Below are 16,960 nucleotides of genomic sequence, written 5' to 3'. Positions count from 1 at the left end.
GCGCGCCAGGCCTGGTGGCCTGGCGCGTTGCCTGTCACTGTTGCGGGGTGACCACCGGGGTTTGCCACGTATTTTCTCCGCGTACTTTCCCTTGCGCGTCGATAATCTGATAGGTCACTTCAACGTCTCCTGTCCCCTGGGGCGTGGCGGACACCTCGGCGACCGTTACCCCACTGTCAGCCTCCACGGTAAGCTGCTTTTGCTCCGCCACCAGCGTCTGATCCTGCTGCGTAACCTGCCATTTCAGCGTGCAGTCGGTGCAGGGGGTTTCGGTGTCGTTAATTGCCCACAGGCGCAGGGTCGCGGGTTGCCCGCTTCGCCACTCAGCGCTCACAGGTTCAATTGAGGGGAGCAACGGCTGATAGGCCTTTTGCAGGGCGTAGTAGCCTTCTTTTGGCTGGCGCAGGTAATCCACTACCCCCCAGTTGATGGAAGGCCAGGTTTCAACAAACATAAACTGGAACAAGGCGGTGACCGGCTGGTAACGCTGGCGACGGTAACTCTCTGCCGCCATTGCCACCAGTTGTGCCTGGTAGTGCTGAGTATTGTGAATAAACTCTTCCATTGTATTGCCGCGCGGGATATGGGCGAACTTAAACGTCTGGAAAGGCTGAAAATTATGGTACTTCCAGATAACCCAGCCGGGATCGTCGGCCGCGGTGGTCGCGGGCCAGCGTGACGCAGGTGGAATGATTTTTTCAAGCGTGGCGAGTTGCGGAAGCGCCTGCGCGCCGAATTCCGTAATGATGCCGGTTTTCGCCGGTGCCAGCAGGTCACGCATGACGCCAAAATACCAGCCCTGCCAGTAATGCTCTTCCACCGCAGAAAAACGATGAACGATCCGCGTATTGTCTTCTGCAAGCGTATCCGCTACCCGTTCCGTCAGCGTTCGATTCAACCCCTTATGCCAGTCGGGGAAACGCTTCTCCATCCACGGTGAGTTCCACGGGGGTTCGTTATGCCCACCCCACACAATAATGGAGGGCGCATTGCCGAACTGTTCTACCATTTCGCGGGTTTGCCGCACCGCGTTGTCGGTAAAGGCGGCGCTGTCATCATAGCCCCATTGCAATGGCACATCCTGCCACAGCATCAGTCCCAGCTCATCGGCGACCTGGTAGAGTTCACGGTTCGCCACATGGCCATGAACGCGGATCGCATTCGCGTTCATGGCCAGCACCAGACGCAGGTCGCGGCGGTATTTCTCGGCCGTCATGCTGCTGAGCCATGGGGAGCCAATGTAATTAGTGCCTTTAATAAACAGCCGCTTATCGTTGATTAGCCAGCCCTTGTTGTCCGGCTGCTCATCCACTTTGCGCAGCCCGGTGCGGCGGGTGGCACTGTCCATCACGCCTTCGTTGTCGGTCAGCCGGGCACGCACCTGGTATAAATTTGCCTTACCTAGGCTTGCCGGCCACCAGAGTCTGGCGCCGTCCATGGGCAGCGTGACCGTGAGGCTCTGGGTTTTGCCATTACTGGCTTCCAGCGTCACGGGCTGTTCAAGTTGGTATGATTGCCCGTAGAAATTCGCGGGATCGGCTTTCAGCCGCAGCGTGGCGGGACGGGTGCTTTTTGTCCGGTAGCGGATTTCGGCACGTAACGCCGGTTTTTGCAGCCCGTTTTGCCAGTCCGGGCGCAAAATCACTTCATCGATGACCGCACCCCGGCTCAGATGCAGGCGCACCGGTGCCCAGATGCCGCCAGAGTTCGCATCCTGGCCCTGTGGCGACCATGCGCCGCCCGGCCGGGTATCATGCTGGTTAAGCACACCTTTTATCAGGGCCTTATGCAAAGGCCAGAGGGTTTTCGGATCTTCAAACGGGCTGTCGACGCGCACAGCCAGATGGTTACGGTGACGCACGCTGTCCGTAACATCGACCGCGAAGCGCTGGAAATACCCTTCGTGGCGTGTCAGGTGCTGACCATTCAGGGAAACGTCGGCGTAATAATCCACCCCATCAAACACCAGCGTTGCCAGCGTATCTGCTTCAAGCGCGGGCAGGGTGAATTCATGGCGATACCACATTGCCCCCTGGTGATCATACCCGGCGCTGTACCAGTTGGCCGGAACGGCAAGCGTGCGCCAGTCGGTGGTGCGGTCCGTGTCGCCATTAAACGTGCCATCGTTGGCGTCATGCACCCGCCAGTTGCCAGCCAGTGACCAGCTCACCGGCGTGGGTGTCGCCCCGGCAAGGGCCGAAAAGGCGAATAACAACGTGACAACGTAACCTTTCATGAGATATCCTCCCGATGTTGCAGCCAGCCGGCTGCACGCTGGCGCTCCTGTAGAAACTGGCTTAACAGAGTGGCGAGTGCCTGTTCATCCAGACTCTGCGCCTGCGTTTCCAGTTCCTGCAGCACTTCACTCAGGCGGGTAAACCCCAGCGCAATCGCTTCGCCCCGCAGTTTATGCGCGTCGCGGCGCAGGGCTTCGCGATCCCGGCTGCTGACCGCCTGCTCAATACACTGCGAGAGACTCAACAGCCCGCTGCCAAAAATGGTGAGCAGTTCGTTCATAAATTGCTGATCGCCGCCCAGTTGCTGTAACAGCGCGGTCTCCTCCGGTAGCCCATCAATCAAATCCGCAGGCGGGGCTGGGGGCTCACCGGCAACGCGGTTCAATTCGGCGGCCAGCGCGTCGCGGGTGACGGGTTTTGCGATATAGCCATCAAAACCCAGCGCCAGGCAGCGCTCTTTGTCACCCTGCATGGCATGGGCGGTCATCGCCACGACCCGTTGCGGTGTTAAGCCGCGCTGGTGTTCCTCGTCGCGCAGCAGGCGAATGGCGGTTTCACCGTCCATGCCTGGCATTTGCAGATCCATCAGGATCATATCCCAGTGGCTTTCATGCCAGCAGGCGAGCGCGGCGCTGCCGTCATCGACGATATGACAATGGTGGCCGAGCTGTTCCAGCAACCGGTTCGCCAGTTTCTGGTTTACCAGGTTGTCTTCCGCCAGCAAAATGCGCAGCGCCTGATGCGGCACGCTGGGGTAAGCAGGCGTGTCGATAACCGTGCGGGCAGCAGGTACGGAGACGACCGGGTGCAGCAACGACGCGATGGCCTGGTGTAACTCACTGTGATCCACCGGCTTGTGCAGGTAGTGAGAAATGCCAATACGCTTGAGCATATTTCTGTCGAAGTGGCGGTTCATCGAACTGAGCATGATAATGCGGCTATGGCTGGCTTCGGGTAGCACTGACAGCTCCAGCGCCAACGAGATGCCATCCATATCCGGCATTTGCGCATCCAGCAGAATGAGCGGGAAAGGCGGGCTTTGCGCCGCCAGCGCCAGCGCTTCCAGCGGTTTATTAATACAAACGGGCGTCAGGCCCATGCTGGTCAGCTTGGCCTCCAGCAAACGCAGATTGGTGCCGTTGTCATCAACGACTAACACCCGCTCCCCGTGAAATTTCAGCGCTTCTGTAGCCGTCATCTCGTTTTCAGGTAAGCCTTCCAGCGGCAGAGTGAAAGCAAACTCGCTCCCGGCACCCGGCGTGCTGCTAACGGTCAGGTTGCCGCCCATCATCGCCACCAGTCTGGAGGAGATGGTCAGCCCCAGCCCGGTTCCACCGTAACGGCGCGTGGTGGAGCTGTCTGCCTGGCTGAAGGCTTCGAAAATCAGTTTTTGTTTCTCCGGCGGAATACCAATACCGCTGTCGCGTACCCGAAAACGCCAGCTCCGGCCTGCGTCTGTGGGGTCGATGCTAAGCAACACTTCACCCTGGTGAGTAAATTTCAGCGCATTGCTGATCAGGTTGGTGAGGATCTGGCGCAAACGGATGCTATCCACCCGCACGACGTCCGGTAACGTGGGGGCAATATCGACCAGCAGTTCAACCCCTTTCTCGCTGGCGGCAGGCATATGCGGGCGGATCAATGACTGAATAAAAGGGCGGATCTCCAGCGCTTCGTCATTGAGGAGGATTTTCCCGGCTTCAATTTTTGAAAAGTCGAGAATGTCATTAATGATGTGCAGCAGAGCCTGGGCGGAACTCATTACCAGCGTCAGGTATTCGCGCTGTTCGGTATTGAGTTGCGTTTCAAGGCAGAGTTGCGTCATGCCCAGTATGCCGTTCATGGGCGTGCGGATCTCATGGCTCATATTCGCCAGGAACGCGCTTTTCGCCTCATTGGCCTGGCGAGCGGCATTCGCGGCTTCAATGGCTATCAGTTCGGCTTCTTTGCGGCGGTTAATGTCCTGCAAGGTGCCAATAACCCGTTCCATTGCACCGTTCAGACTCAGGGTCGTCACCTGGCCGGATAACAGCATCCAGCGCCACGCATCCTGTGGATGGCGAATACGGATTTCACACTCAAACACCGGGAAATGGTGCGCCCGTGAGCGCAGGACGGCCTTCATTAGCCTGGGGCGATCGTCGGGGTGCACCCGTTGCAACATGCTGCTGGCGCTGTATTGCCAGTTTTCACGTGGCTGGCCCACCAGCGATAATAGCGTGTCGCTGACTTGTAAAAGATCCGGTGAGACCTGCCAGTCCCAGATACCAATATGAATGGATTCGGCAGCCAGTAAAAAATCGGCGTGCAGATCCTGGCGCGAGCGCTGCGCCATATCAAAGTGTGAAATATCCGTGTGCAGGCTGATAATGCCGCCATCGGGCAGTCGGCGGTGCTGAACAAACAGTCGCTGCTCCCCGGTGACCCGGACTTCGTAGTGATTGTCGAGCCGGCAGTTACCGAGCACCGTCTCTTTCAGCGCCTGGCGTCGCGCCGGTTCAGTATTGAACGCGCTATCGATAAAGTGTCCCGCCAGCGCCTCCAGGGTGGTGCCGGAGCGTAAATGTGGCGCTATCGCCGGGTAAAACGCGGCGATTTTCTCATTCCATGCCACCAGTTTTTCGTCGGCGTCATACAGCATCACCGCGACGGGGAGCAGGTTGATGTCGATCCGGGAGGCGGAGGTCATGATTGTGCCCCGGCCTGATAGTGCAATTCCGCCTGCCGTCGCAGATACTCCAGCCCGGGGGCGATAGCCATTGCCCAGGCGGTAAGGATCTCCTCATCGCACTGTGGGTCGCGCTGCCGTACCGTGTCGAGCATGGCCTGCCGCCAGAGGGCAAAGAAGCGGGGCGGCAGGTGCAAGCCGCTGTCGCTTTGGTCGCGTGCCAGTTTTTCCAGAAAATCGGGGACAAATAGCGAGCCATCGACGGCCAGCATGGCAAAAAAACTTTTAAAGATGAGCTGGCGACCCTGTTCGGCGTTGCCGAGTAAGAAATGGCGCTCGGTTTCCGGCGACATGGTGACGAATGCCTGATAAAAGGCGTTAAAAAACGGCTTCTTATCATCCTGAGGGAAAACCCGGCTCAGGCTGGCCTCAAAGAGATCGCGATAAAATTTCATTTTTTCTTCTCCATCCGGGGTTCGCCGGGTAAGCAGAGTCCCGGTGCGTTGAAGACATCGGTTGCCCGCAGGGTGAAGTAGCTGTCGTTTTCGATAATCCCGTGTTGAAACAGTGGGCCGCCATGAGCCTTGTAGAACAGCGTTTCGAGGATCATCGCGTTGGTGGACAGGGTCACTGTGCGGTTAACATCGCCAGTGGCTTCGACCCGGCCTTCGTACCAGCCGTGTTGTGGATCGTTCGCACGTTGTGTTACCCGCATCAGGGCGTCGGTAAAGGGATCATCCCACAGCACCCACAGAGCAAACACCGCTTTGGTGGAAACCTGCGCCAGCCGTGGATAGTACTTGCCGTCCGCGCCGAGTGTGTTCCAGGCGTAACCGTTGCCCCAAACGGTGTCTTCAACATGCCATGGGGCCTGTGTCAGGGCATAATCGGCGCGCGCAGTGAGGACTTTCTCCTGCTCCCAGCGGGTTTGCTGGGTTTGCCATACCAGCCTGGCGCGATCACGGATCGCATTGCGGACCTCGCTCTCCACCCCTGGCAGTTGCCAGCCAAACTCCAGCCCCGGCAGCATGTAAGGCAGGGTGGAGAGGGTGGAAGGTTGCCAGGTGGTGCGCGGGTCGCGGGCGTCGACTGCCAGCGCGCGACGGTAAATAATGACATTGCGCGAGGGCGGTGCGAACGCTTTTTCCGGCGCAAAGCCCCACAAACGAAAGGCGCTGGCCGCATATTCACTTTCGCCCAGTCTTAACTCTTCGCGCAGCACCGGGGCGCCATTCTGGAGGGAGGAGGACCACAGTTCGCCGTGCGTATCGATCACCGGGCAAAAATTCCAGCGCAGCACAATCTTGTCGAGATACTCCTGATACTGCGGCGCCCATTCGCTGACCAGTCTTAACGCCAACAGCAGTCGCGCCATATCCCGTGCTGACCAGCCGTTGCGTTGTGGATTGCCGGCAAAATCCACCAGCGTGGCATTCTGCGTGGAGTAGAGGCGGCCTGGCGTGCGGGTGTCGGAGAGCGCCAGCCGGTTCAGCGTGCCGAGGATCTGCGTCAGGCGGTGATCGAACGTTTCCTCGTCGATAAGCGCCAGTTCCCGTGCCGCCAGCAGGGCAATCAGCGTATCGCCCATTTGCCATAGCGTGGCACGGGGCTGCGTGTCGCTGCCGTTAACCAGCCCGGTTTGCGGCTGGGTATTATTAACGAAATAGCGCCAGGCAACTTGCGCCCATTCACGCTCCTGCGGCGTCAGGGGCGTAATACGCGCAGTGGTGTTCCACCCACCTTTGGTTAGCCAGCGCCAGCCCGCGCCATCATTTCGCCACAGCGCAAACAGCGTCAGCGCTGCGATGAAAAGGCACAGCAGCGCAACCCCCCCTTTGCGACTTACTGTTTTAAGCATGAGGCCGCCACCGCAGGTAATTTCACAGGCTCATCTTCTTTACAGGATGCGCACTGGCATGCCTGGCAACTTGATGGGGTACGCAGCGCGGTGCCGGTCTGCTCACACCAGCTTTTCACCCCGGGCGTTGCAGCGAGGAAAGGGCGGTTGCGTTTGGTGTTGTTCTCTTCAAACAGATCGACCAGCTTTTTCTCCCATAACGATGGCGCAAACGCGGTGTCTTTCGGGTTTTCGGTGTTAAAGCGCAGCAGTTTGCCCTGTTTTTTAAACATCAGGGCTTCCAGCATGATGCCGTTATTATTGGCGGTGAACTCTTTAATTGGCCCGCTGCCGTTTTCGTACAGCCCCTCGTAGTAGCCTTTGCCTTCTTCGTTGGCGTTCTCGATGGCTTTTAGCAGGCGATCGGTGTAGGGCGAGTCCCACAGCACCCACATTCCCAGCGCCGCTTTCAGTGAGACTGCAGACGTTTCCGGTACGTACTGGCCTTTATCGGTAATGGTGTTCCAGTTAAAGCCGTCGCTGAATACGGTGTCATAGACAAAGTAAGGGGCTTTATCGAGCTGATGCTCAGAGCGGGCGGTGAGCACACCGGTAATGGTGTAGCGGTTCTCCTGCGCCTGATAGACCCTGTCGGCGAAGTTTTTCATCCACGGGTGCGAGAAGTTATTGTCATTGCTGTGGTCGCTGGCTTTGTCAAAACCCATTTCCAGCCCGTACAGCAGGTAGGATTCGGTCACTACATAGTTATGCTGGAAGGTTTTGCGCGAGTCGCGTGAGTCATAGGGCACCAGCACGCAGTAAATATCTGCCAGGTCATAGGGTTGCGGGCGGCTGGCCTGGCAGGTGTTGAACCCCCATAACTGGTACCCTGCCGAGGCATATTCTTCGTAACCCAGTCGTCCTTCCTGCACATATTTCGGCTGACCGTTTTCCAGGTAGGAACCATACAGCGTGCCGCACCCGTCAATCACATGGCTGAAATCCCAGCGCAGCACCACGTTATCAATGCCGTTGCCATATTCCGGGTAGCGTTCTTTGATGATTTTCAGCCACATCAGCATACGGCCAATATCCAGCGCCGAGTAGCCAATCTCGCCGGGTTTGTTCAGGTAGTCCACTTTCTGTGCCGTAATGGTGTTATAGGCTTTGTTTGGCAGCTCATTGCGGAATAACTGAATGGTATTGAGAGTGGCAAGAAACTTAATGAACCGCCGATCAAATTCGGCTTTATCGATGATACCCAGTTCCCGCGCCGCCGTCAGCGCCGCCAGATAAGAGGCGCTGTCCCACATTGTAGTGGAGGGGTATTTGTTCACCGCATTCACCAGCCCGGTAGTGGGTTGATAGTTGGCGACAAAGTACTGCCACGCGTTTTTCGCGATCTGCATCTCCTGTTTCGTCAGATCCCCGTGACGAGCCGGATAGTCAGATGCTGGCAATCCTGATGCGGCCTGTGCGCCGGTTACCACCAGCCAGAGCGCGACAATGCCAGCCCAGCGGCGAAAAAGCGTCAAACATTTCAACTTCATGGTGTTGCTCCTGCTGGGGTTGTGCGGACAGGGCCAGTCATACAGCCAAGGCACAGCATCTGCCCGTGCGCGATAAACGAAAGACTCTCCAGAACGACGGCGTTGGTATCCGCATCGATTACGTTATTCACACTGTTATTGAGGTTGAGGCCGCGCTGCCATCCCTTACCGGGAACCTGAAGCGTGACCACCTGTTCACGCAGGGCTTCACTCCACGGGTTGCGAAACAGGGCATACCAGGCAAATGCTGAGCGCGTGGAGGTGATGGCGCTCTGTTCCGGCGGCGCGGTACTGCTGCCGGGGCGGTTCTCTGGCTGGCTGTCCGGCAGAGTGTTCACGTAATCCGGTGCGGGTTCAGCGTAATCGGTACTGATCGGCGGTTTGCGTACGCGCAGGCTATTGCGACGCTGCTGGATCTGCATAATGCGCCAGGCAATTTCACCGCTTTGCGCATCAAAACCCGTCTCCAGCCCGGTAAGCAGATACGGCAGGCTGATGAGCGACGGCTGTCGTCCCCACGGGGTGCGTAACCCTTCGTCAGGAACCATAATGCCGTCGATATCGATCATCGTCTGGCCTTCCGGGGGATTGGTGACCGCCAGTCCCGCTTCGCCACCAATCAGGCGCAGCGTATTGCTGGCGTAGAGTCGGTAACCGTAGCTGTTTCGCGGTTCGTCGGTGGCAAGCGTCCAGTGATGCACCGGCAATGAGGCGCGCGTGGTTTCTCCGCTTGTTACCAGCGCGCTGGCGTTCCAGAGGGTGAACAGATCGCGAATTTCAGCGCTGTGCTGCGGGTAGCGCCATAACAGGTTTTGCAGTGCCATCAACAACCTGCCCATGCCGATGGCGGAGCTGTCAGCGTGCCCGAGGATTTTTAACGTATCTGCGTGGTAATAACTGGCCGGGATGCCCTGCGGGTTAAGCGGTAATCGCCCGAGGCTGAACAGCGCGGCGGTCACGCGTTCGTCAAACTCATCAACGGTGATAATGTCCAGTTGCCGGGCAGCCATGGCGGCGAAAAGGTAACTGCCGGTGCTCCACAAACTGAACCAGGGTTCACCATCACGCGCATTGGCCAGGCCATTAGGCTGGGTGTTATTCACGTAATACTGCCAGGCGACGCGCGCCCAGACGGCTTCATTAAATGTTAATTCCCGTGGCGCGGGCAGCGGCGGAAACGCTTTGCTCAGCACCATCCCTGTGCTGCTCTCCACCCGGGTCGGCATCTGGCGCTCTACCCACACCACAATGGCGAAGCCCAGTAAAAAACCGAGCAGGATGGTGATATAGCTGCGGGCATTCAGTAATGCATCGCGCATTTTCATTGCGGCGACTCCTCATCAGGCGGTGTCCACATGGCCGCGAGGATCAGCGGGAGCATGGCGGCGATGTTCACGCCGCCCCAGAAAATATTGATCACATAGCCAGAGGGATCATCCACCTGTCCACGCGCGACCTGAATGCCGCCCCACAGCAGGCCGAGCAGCGTCAGCGCGACAATGGCAATTTGCGGTTTAACCAGGTAAAGAAAACGACCCGTTTGCCGCTCCTTGGGCGTGACATGGAACTTGATCTGCTCGCCACGCAGCACCGTATCCAGCGCCCGCAAATTCATTGAGAAGAAAGCAAGGTAAGAGGCCCGTCCATCCCAGGCGGATATTCCCCAGGTGCCAAACATAAACGCCAGCTCAGAGACGATAAAAAACGGTAAAAAATGCAGGTAAAACGGCGTTGACCACGCAGACACCGGCGGAATGCCGGTAAACAGGTAAATGATTGGCGAGATCAGGAAGACGGTGTTCCAGACACAGGCGAGATAGGACCAGAAAGTCGTGGCATACATCAGCGTCTGTGGCAGTGAGAGTTTAAAACGGCGACGGGAAAAGATGTTGTCATGGAACAGAATATCCAGCGATCCGGCGGCATACTTAAACCGCTGGATCATCCAGGTCAGCATATCCTGCGGCGATAACATCTTGGACTCAATACGGGGATGCATCACTGAACGCCAGCGGCGCGCATCGTCCCCGTGCAGCACAATCGACGTGTAGATATCTTCAGATACGTGGAATTTATACGGCGTTAGCTCGGTGTCGTAGAGCACATGTGGGCGCATCGCATCCTGCAGGGCTTCACGCATGCCGGGGTCACGGATATCACGGGTATGGCGTTCGATCTCGGCATCCACATTCCACACATAGCTGCGTAACGCGGCCTGCATCACGGCTTCGCGGCGATGAATAGACGCGGCGCCGCAGCAAAAGGCCGCATTCGCCCAGTTGCGACGACGCAGGATCACATCGTAAAACATGCGCGGATCGTTGAAAAAGGGATCACGCCCGATGGTCACCGGGCCGCAGACCTTTTCCAGCACCCAGCCCAGCCCGAAACCGGCTTTCCCGGTTTTTCTTGCCAGCCAGCGCGGCAGGCGTTCGCCTTCCGGTAAATCGAAAAACCACTGCGGGGTTTGCACCCAGGCAACATCCGGATCGCGAAAATAGCCCAGTGTGTGGCTTAACAGCGTCGGAAAAACACGGGTATCGGCATCGCAAATCACCACAAAGTCGCCGTCGGTCTGTTCCAGGCCATTACGCAGGTTTCCGGCTTTGTAACCCATATTGTTTTGCCGGGTGATGTAGTTAACGCCTTCCTCCTCACAGACGGCTTTCATTTCGGGCCGCCGTCCATCGTCCAGCACATGAATGCGGTAATCCAGCGGGCAGGGATAAGCCATTTTCAGCGCATCGCGGATCGACAAACGGACCAGTTCCACATCTTCGGAGTAAGTCGCAATAAACAGGTCGACTTTCACGGGCCTCGACTCAACGGCGTCTTCCGCGTGGTGGCAGTCGTTAATATCAGCAGGCGGGGCTTTTTGCGGCGGGTCTTTATCCTGCCAGAGATTGATGGTAAACAGCACCGTGCCAATCCAGGCCAGTGTTTCTGCAACGATCAACGGAATGGCATACCATAACGCATCCATATTCAGCGATTCTGTCCAGCGCCAGCGAATATAGTTTGCGCCGAGTACCAGCGCGGCAATAGCCAATATTTGCCACGTTATTTTCACCCAGCGTGGCGTGGTCAGTGGTTCCGGCGGTCGACGATCTTCAAATTTCGAAAAATAAAAACCCATAACGGCAGATATCCTGATCTGTTAATTATTCACATTCGAATAATAGGCGCTGTAAAGATAAAGCCAGGGAAGTTCTGATAGCCGAAAAAAACCTTTTAAAGTCATTGTAGAACCCCGCTTGTAACTTTCAAGAATGACTACACTTTCCTTTAAGTGAAGGTGAAAAAACGCTGCATATGGCTTAAGAATATATTTTTATAGTGCTATAGCGTCCTTTCTCTTTGCCGAACGGGCTGAACTAAGCTATTAAAATATAAACCTCATCAACGCTTTTCAGGGCAACGTTACGCTATGGAGATAAGCCAGTCTGCGCCTGCTGTTGTGCCAGAAACCCGAGAAAAAACAACGTGGCACTATGTCTCAGTCGACCGCCGCGATCTGCGTATTGATATGATGCGTGGGGTGGCTCTGGTGATGATGGTGGTCGCACATACGGAAATTATGTCCGTATTGAATATATTTACCTGGGAGCGTTTTGGCTTAACCACCGGGGCCGAAGGCTTTGTGATTCTTTCCGGGTTTATGATCGGCATGCTGAACCGCAACCGATTACAGAAAGCGGTGTTATTGACGATTTCATGGGGATTATGGCGACGCGCCTGGAAAATATATCAGGTTAATATCATCATCATACTTTCAATTTTGTTGCTGTCACACCTCCATTTTATTAACACTTTTGAAGTTACGCATTTTACCGACCGTTATTCTGGTAACGCATGGTCTTTATTTCCCACAAGCCCGCAAATTCGTGAGACATGGTTTAATATCGTGCTCTTTTTGCAGATTGGCCCACATCAGACGCAGATCCTCGGACTATATATTTTCCTTCTGTTGCTCAGCCCGCTGTTTCTTGGCCTGTTGATGAAGGGCAAAATTATTTGGTTACTTGCCGCCTCGCTGGCGGTGTATTGCGCGTGGCAAATCTGGCCGCTGCGCGTTACGGTCTCCGAGTTTGAATTCGCCTTCCCGTTAATGGCCTGGCAGTTTATCTATGTAATAGGCATGAGCTGTGGCTGGTACAAAGAGGAGTTGCTGTCGCTGGCGCGCACCGGGCCGGGTAAATGCCTGGTGGCGGCACTGGTGATCGTGGCGCTGGTGCTGGGCTTTGTTGCGCAGAATCACACGAACCCGTTTATCCCGCCGGTATTTTTGCTGCAGGTGATCACCCCGGAACATTTTAATGCCTTCTATCACACCTGGGCGGCAAAAAATGGCCTTGGGCCGGTGAGGGTGCTGAACGATATCAGCCTGATGGTGACCGTCTACCTGGTGCTGACCCGCTGCTGGACGCCCCTTTACCGTGCTGCGGGGTGGTTCTTTATTCCGCTGGGCCAGCACTCGCTTTATACCTTTATTTTGCATGTGTACGTGGTGCTGATCGTCAGCCAGTTTGTCACCTTCGATTTATGGCGCCAGGCATGGCTGACCAACACCCTGATTCATGCAGCGGCACTGGGGGTGTTATGGCTAATGGCAAAATATAATGTCGCCGGGCGCTGGATACCCAATTGAGGGAATACGCAATGCGGGAAAAAGTGTTACTGGCGTCGATGGTGCTCTTGCTGACGCCGGCCTGGGGGAAAGATCAGCCCAGTGATGTTGCACAGCATGACAGTGCGGAACAGATCCCGGCAGGAGGGATGAACAGCCGTTGGGGGCGACTCTTTGCCGGGAACAACAAAAAATTTACCGGCACAGTGAGCTTTAACTCGGGGCTGAAACAGCAGCTCGTCACCATTCCGAACAGTTCAGAATCGGCTTCGCAGAAAAAGAAATATAACCAGACACTCAATCTGAGCCTGCAATACTCCCCGTACAGCTTCTGGTTCGCCAATGTGATCACACGGCTGCCGATGAGGGACACCAGCCGCTATACCACCGATTTTCGTTACAGCTTTGGCTATGACGACTGGCATCCCAACACGTTTAGCCTGGTTTACGGTAACTACGGCGATAACCATATCTGGACCACGGGTAATAAACGCCACACCTACTTTGAGCAGGGCGCGGTAACGCTGGCGTATAAGTTTTCGCTGCCGACGCCGCTGGAGAAAAAGCTGCTGATCAATAAAGACGATGCGCTCACCTGTCAGCTGGGCTACAGCTGGGTGCCGCGTTATTACGATCTGCACAGCGACAGCGTGCGCGAAAACAAAAATGTCATGCTCGGTGGCTGTGGCTACACCCTGAAACAGCATTTTTTCGTCCGGGCTACGGCATTCTGGTTCCCGGACAGCAGTCAGCAGCAACCGTGGAATGGCGACTTTAGCTACAGTTTTGGTTATGCCACCTACAAACCCGGTTCGTTTTCGGTGCAGTACAGCAACTATGCCGGGACGCGATATCCGGGGCACGGGGGCGGAAACGCCAAATTCCGTGAAGGGACTGTCAGTGTGATCTGGTTTTTACCGCTTTAGGAGCCATCATGCCGGAGCAAAAACACGTACTGATCGTGGATGATTCGCTGGTCTACCGCCGTTTACTGGTGAACCTGCTTTCGCAGTGGGGATACCGGGTGAGCGAAGCGGAGAATGGCGAAGATGCCCTTGCCATCATGACGCATACGCCCGTCAGCATGGTGATCAGCGACTGGGAAATGCCGGTGATGGATGGGCTGGCGCTGTGCCGGGCGATCCGCGACATTGAATACGGTCACTATGTTTACCTGATCCTGCTGACGGCGCGAGAAAGCGCTGACGACATTACCGCAGGGTTTGATGCCGGGGTAGATGACTTCCTCAGTAAACCAGTGAACCAGAGCGAACTGCGCGCGCGCTTGCATGCCGGGGCGCGGATCCTGGCGCTGGAAGCCAGCCTGGCGGCGCACAATTTGCGACTCAGCGAGGCGCTGACGCAGATAGAGCAGGACATGCAGGTTGCGGCGCGTTTGCAGTTGTCGGTTCTGCCTGCACATCAGCTGCATTATCAGGGGTACTTTGTCGACTGGATGTTTCTCCCGTCGGCGTGGGTTTCCGGCGATATCTTTCATGTTTTTCCGCTCGACGATCATCTGGGTTTCTATTTTGTCGATGTGGCCGGGCACGGGGTGAGCGCAGCCATGTTATCGCTGGCTGTGGCTCGCCAGTTTTTGCAGGGCCGCGTGGTGGAGCGCTTCCTGTTCGACGAACAGGGCAACGTCACCTCGCCCGCCAGGGTGGTCAGCATACTGAATGACCGGTTCTGCAATGAAGAAACGGATATCGTCAGCTATTTCACTATGGTGTATGGGGTTATTGATCCGCGTGATGGTTCTGGAACCTTGTGCCAGGCCGGACACCCGACACCGTTTATTGTTACGCCCGAGGGCGCGATCCGCGAAACCGGCAGCGGCGGCGCGCCGGTGGGGCTGCTGGCAAATATGCAGTGGGAGGATACTGCGTTTGTGCTGCGTGAAAACGAGCGCTTGTGCCTGTTCAGCGACGGCATTACCGAGTGCGAAGGGCCGGGTGATGAGCAGTTTGGTGATAACCGGCTGCAAAACTGGTTACAACAACAACGCGAGTGCGCTGTAGAAGATCTGCTGCCGCGTTTTGGTCAGCATCTGACAGCGTGGCGCAACGAAGGCCGTGAAGGGGAACGCACTATGACGGATGATGTGTCACTGTTAATTATTGAGCGCAGAGGGGAGTAGCATGAATATTGATATCGAACGGTTGCCTGAGGCGAACATTATGACGCCCGTGGTCAGAAGGCTCGATGCCTCCGTGGCGGGAACATTCAGGGAGATCTTGTCACAGGAGATGGCCAACGAGCACAAAGCGCTGATTATTGATTTTACCCAGGTCGATTTTATCGACAGTAGCTGCCTGGGTACGCTGGTATCGCTACTGAAAATGATGAATGGCAAAGGCGAAATGATTGTGTGTGCGTTGAAACCGGGCATCCGCAATATGTTTACGCTGACCCGCATGGATCGGGTCTTTCGCATTTGCGCCGACCGCGATGCGGCCCGTGCCGAACTGAGCAAATAAGTGTGATGCCCTCTTCAATTACCCTCCCGGCATCTGCCGACTCGCTTGGCCCGCTGGCGGCGTGGTTACAGGATCATATGGCGTTGTTACCGGTCGACGAGACGTGGTGCTTTGCGCTCGATCTTGCCGTGTGTGAGGCCGCAGCGAATGTTATCCACCATGCACTGGCTGCTGAACACCGCCTAACATTTACCGTGAACTTCCATTGCGAGGAGCAGGGGGTACGGGTGGAGTTGATGGACGCAGGCCTGGCGTTTCCCGCCGCCAGTCTGCATAAGGCGCAACGTAAAATCGGCAGCGATGAAGAGCTGGATCTTGAGAGTGGCAGAGGGCTGATGTTGATTTTGCAGAGCGTCGATCGCTTCAGTGTGGCGCGTGAGGGCGATCGCAATATCACCACGCTGGTGAAAAAGTACCAGAGCGCATAGTCTGCGCCCTGGGTGTTCAACCCCTCAGGCGCGAACGATTAACTTTCCCTGTACCAGCAACAGCGCGGTTTTGACCATCAACAGCGCGATCACCAGATTGGCAGCAATAAAGAGCGGGAATGACATCCAGTATAACGCGCCGCCCGGTGCGCCATGTCCCAGCTTAATAGCGGTCGATGCCAGTGAAGCCACGCCGAAAGAGAAACTCCAGAACGAGGGGTTAAACGGTTGGGCGCTGTACCAGGGGATCAGCCTGATCGTAAACAGCATTTGCAGCAGGCCATAGCCAAACAGCAATTTGGCAAACACATCGATCTCGCCGCCGTTAACGCTCAGCCAGGCACTGCAGGCGACAAAGGCAGGGGCCATCTGGATGCCGAGCGAGGTTCTTACCGCCGGCGGCATCTCGCCAAGATTGCGCAGCCGGCTCAAAATTGTCGGCTCAAGGCTCAGCCAGGAAAAGATCCCGGCCCCGAGAAATAACATTCCGACATCATTAAACCCCAGTGCTCCGCAGGCCATGGCGCTAATAAAGTTATTCGCAACGGTAGGCAAATAGAGGCCCGGTGTGGTTGCTTCTTTTGGGTGGGAGCCGCGCCACAACCCGGCCGTTTGCCATGCCGCGTAGGTGAGTTGCACGCAAACCGACACCAGGAACAGCCCCAATGCCAGCGCATAAGACCATGGGACAATACCGATTGCCACTAACATTGAGGTGGCGGGGACGAGACTGACAAAACTGCTTTTGAGCGGGTGAGTGATCTCCTCCAGCAAGGTGTGGCGATGGCGCAGCAGACGGATCAGAAAAGCGGCCATCAGTACTGCCCAAATCACAATAGCGAGGAGAATAAGCGTGGTCGCGGGCACCACGCCAACCGGCCAGATGGTGGCGGCAAAGCGCCAGGCGAAACCGAGCCCAATAATCCCAAGCACAATGCCAAAATAGCCAGCGGGCAAATTTAAGGGTGATTTTTTCATCACCATACTCCTGAGAAAGGTAAACACACCGTTTAAAACGGGTTGGAGTATATAGGATATGTGAAATGCATGTTTGGGTTTTTACTGTTGAAAATTGAGCGTATTAAGATTTAACTCCTTGAAAATAAATATTTAACATAAAGTGATTTTCCACG

At 56.2% G+C, this 16,960-nt stretch carries 13 protein-coding genes; 5 read left to right on the top strand and 8 right to left on the bottom strand.

Going from position 1 to position 16,960, the window contains the following annotated elements:
- Positions 1 to 34: 34 nt before the first annotated feature.
- From ACUY4S_RS12585 to ACUY4S_RS12555, 7 genes are read right to left on the bottom strand one after another with little or no spacing between them, the layout of a single operon-like run.
- The gene (locus ACUY4S_RS12585) at positions 35 to 2,236 is read right to left on the bottom strand and encodes a glycoside hydrolase family 2 protein (protein WP_458022358.1); all 2,202 of its coding nucleotides are present in this window, start codon (positions 2,234 to 2,236) and stop codon (positions 35 to 37) included.
- Positions 2,233 to 4,926, bottom strand: a complete 2,694-nt coding sequence (locus tag ACUY4S_RS12580; protein WP_458022357.1) for a response regulator — start codon at positions 4,924 to 4,926, stop codon at positions 2,233 to 2,235. Before ACUY4S_RS12580 ends, ACUY4S_RS12585 begins: the two co-directional genes overlap by 4 nt.
- Positions 4,923 to 5,360 carry a globin family protein gene (locus tag ACUY4S_RS12575; protein WP_312686296.1) on the bottom strand — a complete coding sequence of 146 codons (438 nt, stop codon included), beginning with the start codon at positions 5,358 to 5,360 and terminating at the stop codon, positions 4,923 to 4,925. The genes ACUY4S_RS12580 and ACUY4S_RS12575 overlap by 4 nt, the downstream gene beginning before the upstream one ends.
- The gene (locus tag ACUY4S_RS12570; protein ID WP_458022356.1) at positions 5,357 to 6,763 is read right to left on the bottom strand and encodes a DUF3131 domain-containing protein; all 1,407 of its coding nucleotides are present in this window, start codon (positions 6,761 to 6,763) and stop codon (positions 5,357 to 5,359) included. Before ACUY4S_RS12570 ends, ACUY4S_RS12575 begins: the two co-directional genes overlap by 4 nt.
- On the bottom strand, positions 6,748 to 8,292 hold the full coding sequence (locus tag ACUY4S_RS12565) for a DUF3131 domain-containing protein (protein WP_458022355.1): 1,545 nt from the start codon (positions 8,290 to 8,292) through the stop codon (positions 6,748 to 6,750). Before ACUY4S_RS12565 ends, ACUY4S_RS12570 begins: the two co-directional genes overlap by 16 nt.
- Positions 8,289 to 9,617, bottom strand: a complete 1,329-nt coding sequence (locus ACUY4S_RS12560; protein WP_312686300.1) for a DUF3131 domain-containing protein — start codon at positions 9,615 to 9,617, stop codon at positions 8,289 to 8,291. Before ACUY4S_RS12560 ends, ACUY4S_RS12565 begins: the two co-directional genes overlap by 4 nt.
- Positions 9,614 to 11,428, bottom strand: a complete 1,815-nt coding sequence (locus ACUY4S_RS12555; RefSeq protein ID WP_312686302.1) for a glycosyltransferase family 2 protein — start codon at positions 11,426 to 11,428, stop codon at positions 9,614 to 9,616. The genes ACUY4S_RS12560 and ACUY4S_RS12555 overlap by 4 nt, the downstream gene beginning before the upstream one ends.
- Positions 11,429 to 11,725: 297 nt before the next feature.
- Here ACUY4S_RS12555 and opgC point away from each other — a divergent pair, with 297 nt between their 5' ends.
- The 5 genes from opgC to ACUY4S_RS12530 are packed head-to-tail and all read left to right on the top strand — an operon-like array spanning position 11,726 to position 15,827.
- Positions 11,726 to 12,940: an OpgC domain-containing protein gene (opgC, locus tag ACUY4S_RS12550; protein WP_458022419.1), complete on the top strand. Its 1,215-nt coding sequence runs from the start codon at positions 11,726 to 11,728 to the stop codon at positions 12,938 to 12,940.
- An 11-nt stretch (positions 12,941 to 12,951) separates the two neighbouring features.
- Positions 12,952 to 13,845 (top strand): hypothetical protein, encoded by an 894-nt coding sequence (locus tag ACUY4S_RS12545; RefSeq protein ID WP_458022354.1) that lies wholly within the window; start codon positions 12,952 to 12,954, stop codon positions 13,843 to 13,845.
- 8 nt (positions 13,846 to 13,853) lie between these two features.
- Entirely contained in the window at positions 13,854 to 15,059 is a 1,206-nt protein-coding gene (locus ACUY4S_RS12540; RefSeq protein WP_458022353.1) for a PP2C family protein-serine/threonine phosphatase, read from the top strand.
- A gap of 1 nt (position 15,060) precedes the next feature.
- Positions 15,061 to 15,399, top strand: coding sequence for an STAS domain-containing protein (locus ACUY4S_RS12535; RefSeq protein ID WP_312686310.1), 339 nt, complete (start codon positions 15,061 to 15,063; stop codon positions 15,397 to 15,399).
- A gap of 5 nt (positions 15,400 to 15,404) precedes the next feature.
- Positions 15,405 to 15,827: an ATP-binding protein gene (locus tag ACUY4S_RS12530; protein WP_458022418.1), complete on the top strand. Its 423-nt coding sequence runs from the start codon at positions 15,405 to 15,407 to the stop codon at positions 15,825 to 15,827.
- A gap of 24 nt (positions 15,828 to 15,851) precedes the next feature.
- Here the strand turns inward: ACUY4S_RS12530 and tehA are convergent, their stop codons facing one another.
- Positions 15,852 to 16,805, bottom strand: coding sequence for a dicarboxylate transporter/tellurite-resistance protein TehA (gene tehA / locus ACUY4S_RS12525; protein WP_458022352.1), 954 nt, complete (start codon positions 16,803 to 16,805; stop codon positions 15,852 to 15,854).
- Between the last annotated feature and the right edge of the window lie 155 nt (positions 16,806 to 16,960).

Source organism: Kosakonia beeri (genome assembly GCF_054165705.1).
This window is presented reverse-complemented; position numbering and strand designations above follow the sequence as displayed.